This is a genomic window from Mesorhizobium sp. M7A.F.Ca.US.007.01.2.1, from assembly GCF_003998165.1.
Taxonomy (GTDB): domain Bacteria; phylum Pseudomonadota; class Alphaproteobacteria; order Rhizobiales; family Rhizobiaceae; genus Mesorhizobium; species Mesorhizobium ciceri.
This window is the reverse complement of record NZ_RZQP01000340.1, coordinates 1-4,894: the sequence shown is the minus strand read 5'-3', so window position 1 is coordinate 4,894 and position 4,894 is coordinate 1. Positions and strand designations below refer to the sequence as shown.

The window sequence follows — 4,894 nt, the reverse complement described above, 5'->3', positions numbered from 1 at the left end:
CCCGCCGTAGCATGACATTGCCGCAGACCCCCAGGTCAATGAGTCTTACCCGCTTGGCGAACTGTCGTACGCGATTGTAATCTCAGAAATTGTTTATTGGAACCGGATGCCGGGCCTCGGAGGACTTTTCTGATTGCCCTGCCAGGCGTTTCCTGGATCGCCTATTTTTGCTTGTCGGCTTTGGCGTAGGCCTCGCTGAAATACGCCAGGAAGATGTCCAGCATGCCGTTTTCATGTGCCTCCTCCATGGTCCGCCATGTCGCGACATAGGCGTCCCAGGCCTGCCCCTTCTTCGATGTGAACGACGTAGGCGGGAGTTTCCTGCCGATCGCCTCGGGCGACAGGTCGTCAAGCAGTCGGGAGAGCGCAGCTTGCATGGCGGCATAGGTGGCGAATTCGTGCGTCTTCAGATCGCGGAATGCGTCCTCGATACTGCGCCTGGCATCAAGATAGCCGGCCCTGCGACGGGCGAACATGATTTCGAGGATTTCGTCGGTTCCTGGAACGAACTTCAGCGGATTGTTGTCGGCGGCGCTGATCATCGTTCGTTGTGTGCTCTTGGCCAGCATTTTCGCGGCCGCACGTGCTTTCAGCAGCAACGTCAGTTCCTCGACCACCGCCCGCAGGACCGCGCCGATTTCGGCGGCAACTTCATGCGGGTCGCGTAATTGAAGCAATTCCGGCGAAATGCCGGCTCCGATCGCGATCTCCCGCAAGACCTCGTCTCTGGTCGAAGGCAGGGGTGGGGAGTGCGGCGGAATGCGCTGCCCGGGCCGTTGCTGCGCGGGATCGAAGAAAGGTGCATCTTTGAATTCCAGCGGTCGGCCTGTCGCGGGCGGCATGTCTCGCTGCTCGGATTTGTAGCTGGGGTAGCCCGCCGTGGCGCGCTCTTCGTCGATCGATACCAAGATGACATAACGGCCGATCAGTATCCGGTCGCCATGGCCAAGCCGGTGTGGCCCGGTCATGCGCTGGCTCGATCCGTTGATGAAAGTCCCATTGCGCGAGATGTCGTGCAGCCAGAACGCGCCCGCCTCGTAGCGAACCTCGCAGTGGCGGCCCGAGATGAACTTGTCGGGATCCGGCAAGGTCCAGTCGCAAGCATCGCGTCCGATTTCGAAGCCGCGATCACGCGCCGCGTAGCTGGTCGAGGTACCAGCGGGCAAGGCGTCGACATTGTTGATTTCCAGACTGATGTGCATCCGAGATCGCCGTCGATCGTTGATCGATACTCCGCCATTCTAGCAGCTTGCGGGTAAAACAGGACAGAAGCGTTTCAAGTCGATGAACCGGCTGGTTAATGCATGTCGCCCAAAAGTGCCCTCCGTTTGAGAAAACGACATTGCATGAAACAAGACCTGAAGGTGCAGCGCGTGAATCCGACCAACCGCGATACGGTTTGGGTTTCTGTCGCCCCATGTCCTCTTTGGCCAGCAGGAAAACATGTGGTAGGCTCAACATGGCCTGGCGTGGCGGATTTAAGAAGTTCCTGAACGGAATGCTGTTAATATAGCGGGAACTTCAAATCCATCACATTGGCGGCCGCGTCCAGGAGGGGGCTCGACCCATGCCCAATGAACGTGCCACCGTTGTCCGGACACCGGTTGGCTCCGAGCTGTTGACCTTCACGCATCTTGTCGGACGCGATGAGATCAGCCGTTGTTTTGCCTATACGGTCGGATTCGTGAGCACCGACTCCGATATCGATCCGTTGAAGATGCTGGGCGGGCCGCTCTCGATCGAAGCTGAATCTGATCCGAAACGCTGGTTCAGCGGCATCGTCTCCGAGTTCCGGCTCACCCGGCTGGAAGATCGGCTGGCCTACTATGAGGCGGTCATCAGGCCGTGGCTCTGGTTTCTCGGCAACACCACCGATTGCCGTATTTTCCAGAACAAGAGCGTCCTCGACATCGTCAAGGACATCTTCAAGAAATACGGTATCGCGGAATTCGATCTGCGCCTGCAAGGGTCCTATCCCCCGCGCGAATATTGCGTGCAGTACGACGAACCCGACCTGGATTTCGTGCAGCGGCTGCTGGAGCATGAAGGCATCCTGTATTTCTTCGAGCATGATGACGGCAAGCACACGCTTGTCCTGGCCGATGCGATGAGCAAGCTGAAGCCTGCGCCGGGCTACGAGAAAGTGCTCTATAACTTTGAAGGTCAGGGTTCGCGGCGCGATGTCGAATACATCACTGAATGGATACCGGGCAGTTCGGTGCGCCCAGGCGCCTATGCCCACACTGACTATGATTTCACGAAGCCGGGCGCCGATCTCATGGCCAAGTCGGCCCAGCCGTTCAGCCACAAAGAGGCAGCGGGTGAGAACTACCGCCAGCCCGGCGCGCATCTCGAAACGGGCCGGGGAGACAGCCTGGCCGCGATCCGGCGTGAGGAAATCCAGGCCGTCCACCAGCGCATCGCCGCTGTCGGCACCGTGCGCGGCCTCTATTCGGGCTGCACGTTCAAGCTGGATAGCTTTCCGCGTGAGGACCAGAACCAGGAGTATCTGGTGGTCAGCGCCGAATACAGACTGTTTGATCCAGGTTACAGAGCCCATGCTGACGTCAACAGCGAGAATTTCAAGGTGATCCTCGGCTTGGCGCCGACAGCCTTGCCCTATCGTCCGCCGCGGATCACGCCACGGCCGATCATGCGTGGCCCCCAGACGGCGACGGTGGTCGGCCCGTCCGGCGAGGAAATATTTACCGACAAATATGCGCGGGTGAAGGTGCAGTTTCATTGGGACCGTCTGGGCAAGAAGGACCAGAACAGCTCCTGTTTCGTGCGGGTGTCGCAGACCTGGGCCGGCAGCGGCTGGGGCTTCATCCAGATCCCGCGCATCGGCCAGGAGGTGATCGTCGACTTCATCGAAGGCGACCCGGACCTGCCGATCATTACCGGCAGGGTCTACAACGCCTCGCAGATGCCGCCCTACGGGCTGCCGGGCAGCGCCACGCAATCGGGCTGGAAGTCCGACTCCTCCAAAGGCGGTGGCGGCTATAACGAGCTGATGTTCGAGGACAAGGCCGGCTCCGAACTGGTCAATTTCCAGGCCCAGAAGGACCATAACCTTCTGGTCAAGCACGACCGCACCAAGCTGGTGCAGCACGACCAGTCCGACCGCATCGACCACGACGCCAAGCACTCCGTCGGCCACAACCTCGACGAGGACGTCGGAAACAACAAGACCGTCAAGGTCGGCGTGGACCAGACCACCAACATCGGCTCGAACGACACCGAGACAGTGGGCGCCAACCGTTCGCTGACGGTCATGGCCAACGAGACCATCCATGTCGTGTCGAACTCGACGGAGAATATAGACGCAAATCATTCTCAGACTGTGGGGATAGGTCAGACGATTACCGTCGGTGCGGCGCGCGTCGACAGCGTCGGAGCGGCGGAACAGCGCACCGTCGGCGGGCTGCAGAGCAACACGGTCGGCGCGACGCGCAGCGTGAGCGTCGGTTTGAGTCAGAGCCATAGCGTCGGCACGAGTGATAGTTGGGAGATAGGAACTGCGCAGAATGTGAAGATAGGTTCTGATCAGAGTTTCAAGATCGGCGGTGCACTGACTTCCGAGATAGGAAAAGAGCGAAGCGCGAAGGTCGGCGCGGATGACGTGACGGAAATCGGAGGCTCGCGAGCGCTCAAGATCGCCAAGGGAAGCTTGGTAGAGGTCGGGGAAGACGGTTTGATCAAGATCGGCCAGGATCTCGTCATCGAGGCCGGAGATTCGATTATCATCAAGTGCGGCTCCGCAGCGATAGGGCTGAAAAAGGATGGCACGATCTCGATCGACGGCAAGAACATTTCCATCAATGGTTCAGGCAAAATCACCGTGAAGGCATCCAGCGACATCACGATGAAGGGCTCAAAGATCAACCAGAACTGAGGCATCGGATGGCGAAGACCAAACAGCGCATCGAAGGGGTTGTCATCGGTGCATTCCTCGGTTTCGGTGAGGACGCTCCCCTGGTCGTCTTTCCCGGCAATCCGAATGAAACGGCAGTTCCCGCGCGCAGCCTGACCGAACTAACGTCGGACATGATCGGCGCAGAAGTGGCGCTGCTGTTTCAGGATGGCGATCCTGGGCGACCGCTCATCGTCGGTCGCATTGTAGATGCTGCCCGCAAGTCAAATGTCCCGCAGATTGTTCAGGACGGTGAGCTGATGCGAATTACGGCGAAGGAGCGGCTCGAGCTACGTTGCGGCAAAGCAACGATCATCATGGAAAAGGACGGCCGTATCACCATCCGCGGCACCTATTTGACAAGTCACGCCAGCGCGACCAACCGCATCCGTGGCGGCTCGGTCAACCTGAACTGATGGCTGCGATGGTCCTACGCGAGATTGTTCGCCAACACGCGGAGATGGCAGCATTCCTATGGACGGTCTATGACCGCCATTTGCTTCATCCCGACGAGAACCTCGATCTGGATGAGGTCCGCCTAGGCCGCCTTGTCGAGCGGCTGGAAGCCCATCTGGATGGCTTGCGCACAGCCGGTCCTGCCGGCCTGGAAATCGCCGAAGAGCTTTATGCCCAGTATCCGGAAGCGGGCGAACTTTTCGTCACCCGGATGCTGCGGCCGCAAGCAGCCAGCATGCACATACGCGACCTGAATTTGGATCAGGTGCGGTCCTATCTTGCGACGCAAGGACGATAATCCGTCTCAAATCTTTCGCATTCAATCGAACTTTATCCCCGCCCATGTCTCGCCATTGAAGCGGATGGCGATCTTGTCGCCGAAACTAACCATGTGGTGCTCATCGGCGACCAAACCGTAGCTGACGACGGTTGGTTTGACGGATTGCAAACCCGTTTTCTCGTCGTATTTCAGAACTCCGTCTCGGCTGCCGGCAATGTAGATCCCGCCTTTGAACAGGCATATCC

At 59.0% G+C, this 4,894-nt stretch carries 5 protein-coding genes; 3 read left to right on the top strand and 2 right to left on the bottom strand.

Annotated elements, in window-relative coordinates:
- Positions 1-161: 161 nt before the first annotated feature.
- Positions 162-1,202: a type VI secretion system-associated FHA domain protein TagH gene (gene tagH / locus EN949_RS32990; RefSeq protein ID WP_127371919.1), complete on the bottom strand. Its 1,041-nt coding sequence runs from the start codon at positions 1,200-1,202 to the stop codon at positions 162-164.
- 365 nt (positions 1,203-1,567) lie between these two features.
- Here tagH and tssI point away from each other — a divergent pair, with 365 nt between their 5' ends.
- The 3 genes from tssI to EN949_RS32975 are packed head-to-tail and all read left to right on the top strand — an operon-like array spanning position 1,568 to position 4,667.
- Positions 1,568-3,895, top strand: a complete 2,328-nt coding sequence (gene tssI / locus EN949_RS32985; protein ID WP_127371918.1) for a type VI secretion system tip protein VgrG — start codon at positions 1,568-1,570, stop codon at positions 3,893-3,895.
- An 8-nt stretch (positions 3,896-3,903) separates the two neighbouring features.
- On the top strand, positions 3,904-4,329 hold the full coding sequence (locus tag EN949_RS32980; protein ID WP_127371347.1) for a DUF6484 domain-containing protein: 426 nt from the start codon (positions 3,904-3,906) through the stop codon (positions 4,327-4,329).
- Positions 4,326-4,667: a hypothetical protein gene (locus EN949_RS32975; protein ID WP_127367057.1), complete on the top strand. Its 342-nt coding sequence runs from the start codon at positions 4,326-4,328 to the stop codon at positions 4,665-4,667. Before EN949_RS32980 ends, EN949_RS32975 begins: the two co-directional genes overlap by 4 nt.
- A 21-nt stretch (positions 4,668-4,688) precedes the next feature.
- On the opposite strand, the gene EN949_RS36020 is transcribed toward EN949_RS32975, so the two are convergent.
- Positions 4,689-4,894: hypothetical protein (locus tag EN949_RS36020; RefSeq protein WP_164782618.1), on the bottom strand; the 206-nt coding region annotated here is incomplete at its 5' end.